We start from the raw sequence: 2,346 nt of genomic DNA, 5'->3' as shown, positions 1-2,346 counted from the left end.
ATGCGGGCATTGCCCGGCTTTCCCGAGTTCGACACTTTTTGACCCAAGTCATTGATAAATAATGATTCCATTTTCAAAATTGTCACTACAAACGTGTTTTTGAAGGAATTGGCAAGCCAATCACCTCAAATAAATCCTTTTGCTCCGGCGTCATTACAGATAACCCTGATGCGGTTTGCTTACGATGCAGACGCACTTGGTGGTACTGAATCTTGTTCATGATTTCCAACAGCCGCTCAGGCGAATAGGGGCTATCACCCGCCTTTAATCGCATCCGCAATACCCGATACAGTATCAGGGCAATAAAGCAAATCAGCGCATGGGCTTTGATTCGCTCAGGCTTTCGATGGAACACCGGTGCGATTTCAATCTCTGATTTTAGTACCCGGAACCCTCGCTCGATATCGGCGAGTGATTTATATCGACTGACGATCTGGGCGGCTGTGTGGTCGGGTAAATTGGTCACGAGAATGAGTTTGCCATCAGCCCGCCGTGCTCTTTCCAGTGCCACCTGATCAATGTCATAAGTAAACGTTTTAGATTTGAGGTCGACCCTGATAATCCGGCTCAGGTGAGCCTGTGTGACCGCTTTATAGAAGCGAGCCATGACACCACCATCGGAGAGTTTTTTGCCTCGATAGCGTTTTCCTTCATCCTGAGAGTCCAGCTTACTGACCAACCGATCGGCCTCGGCCTCCAGCCCGGCAATCTGTTGATCACGCTTTAAACCCTGTTCCTTTGCGGTATCCGGTCGATGGGCAATGATCAAACGGCGGTTGTTCCAGGGGTACTCCGTGGTGATCTCGGCCCCGGTATCGTCTGATGAATGCGCCTGTTCAAACTGCGTGAGTATGTCATCAAATTCATGATAGCGTCTGCCGGGCACCGCCAGAATAAACTCCAGTGGCTGACCCTCAATATCAATGGCTTCAAGTGCCTCCAGATTATCCAGTGATAGCAACCCACGGTCTGCCACCAGCACGACCCGTTTAACCGGGTAACGTTTGAGCACTTTCTGGATGGTGGGTAGTAGCGTCTTTGTTTCCCCCGTATTGCCGTCAAAGACCTCATGATAAATCGGCAAACCTTCCGCTGTTTGCACCACACCCAGCATGACCTGGCGGGCGATACCGCCATCCTTCGAGAGACCATACTGGCGTATCTCGTCCACCTGCTCAGTCTTTCCTTCAGTGGTAATCGTGGTCAGGTCGTAAAAGACAATCGATAGTTCCTGATCAATCAAGGGACGCAGTAAGCCTGACAGGGCCTCATCCAACGCATTAGAACAATCCATCAGCGTATCCATGCCCCTCAATAGACGCTGATGCGTCACCGCCTCAGTAGGTATCTGTGGAATCCGCGTGCCTTCAAGCCATCGCAGCACACCTAATTTGGATTCCGGATTACACAGGCGGTTAAACACCATCACACGCAGCATCTCTGCTCAACATCATACTGACGACGGCCATTCAGAATACCTCGTAATGCCTTCGTAAATCCCAGTGATTGCCAGAGTTCATTGAGCAACCAGACATCCCCAACACTCAGGGCCGAGGAAAATTGCACCTCGCCAGTACCTTCCCGCATATCCGCTTTATTGCTGGCTTTCAACAATCCATTGATCACCGCATCGGCTGCGCCGTCACGAATATTTTCGAGTCGCCCTAAGGTTGCGAGCACGCGTTGACGAGGCTTACCCGCTGAATCTCGAAAGGACTCAACGATTTTGACGTACTTGCGAGGGCCAGATGTAGTGATTTTGATGAACATGTCATTACCGTATCACTGAAGAAAAAGTATTAAAAGGGGGGGTGAAAAATATCGTGTCACTACAAAGAATTCGGGCGACAGAATACTAAGTGCTTGATTAATAAGGACTGAGAGGGGTGTTTTTAGCTAAAATCAGGGGTTAAGTGTCGAACTCGGGGGCTTTAGATCACTAAATAAGTGGCGAACCGCTCGTGATCGGCCTTGCTTGTCCAGATAATGCTGGTTGGCTTTCATCCGCATGAAAAAAGGAATGTTATGAGCGTGTAACCACTCCCACCAGTGCTGACCGATAAACTCGCGATCTCCCAAAATGCCCTGAATCGAGTGACTTCCGAACTGGCTAATGAAACGATTCATCTGGGCAATACGTTCACGCTGATTTGAGTTGCCTTGCTTGTTTAACACTAACCAATAAACAGGAATCGCTGTCCCTTTATAAACGACCGCTAAAACAAGGATGTTGAGGTTTTTCTGTCCCCACTTCCAGTTGGTTCGATCCAGTGTCAAATAAAGCGGCTGTTCGTTAAATCCGAACATCTGCATAATCATTCGTGCAATCGCATCGTAGTCAAAGCG

The 2,346-nt window shown here is 49.0% G+C and carries 1 protein-coding gene and 1 pseudogene; both read right to left on the bottom strand.

Annotated elements, in window-relative coordinates:
- Positions 1 to 85: 85 nt before the first annotated feature.
- A pseudogene (locus DKW60_RS16480) lies at positions 86 to 1,770 on the bottom strand (IS1634 family transposase).
- Positions 1,771 to 1,902: 132 nt separating this feature from the next.
- A partial coding sequence (locus tag DKW60_RS16475) for a transposase (protein ID WP_146203502.1) occupies positions 1,903 to 2,346 on the bottom strand: 444 nt, incomplete at its 5' end.

The organism is Leucothrix pacifica (genome assembly GCF_003172875.1).
GTDB lineage: Bacteria > Pseudomonadota > Gammaproteobacteria > Thiotrichales > Thiotrichaceae > Leucothrix > Leucothrix pacifica.
The sequence above is the reverse complement of the archived record's forward strand: the minus strand, read 5'-3'. Positions and strand labels throughout refer to the sequence as shown.